The sequence below is a fragment of the Streptomyces sp. SID11385 genome, from assembly GCF_010548245.1.
Lineage (GTDB): Bacteria > Actinomycetota > Actinomycetes > Streptomycetales > Streptomycetaceae > Streptomyces.
On the sequence record NZ_JAAGLR010000934.1, the window covers coordinates 1 to 274 of the forward strand.

Sequence of the window (274 nt, forward strand, 5' to 3'; positions counted from 1 at the left end):
GAGGTGCGGTGCCGGGACCTGCGCGCCGAGGTGGTCGACGTGCCAGCCGCGCAGCCGCAGCACCTCCGCGAGGAGCCGCGCGGGGAGCCCGTGCCACTCGCCGTCCACACACGCCACGACGATCCGCCCCGCGCCCGGCGCGGGCACGACAGGCGGCGTCGAGTGCCGCAGCACGCCCACGCACTGCTCGTTGACGGCCGTGGCCGCGTGCTCGCGCGCGACGCTCAGCCGGTTCGCCGCCCACTCGGCGCCGACGCGCCGCTGCACCGCGGCG

General features: G+C 79.2%; 1 protein-coding gene. It reads right to left on the reverse strand.

The genetic code is table 11. The annotated features are described in order from the left end of the window. Window positions 1–274, reverse strand: a 274-nt coding sequence (locus G3I42_RS28290; protein WP_343244693.1) for a B12-binding domain-containing protein, incomplete at both ends; no start/stop codon positions are given.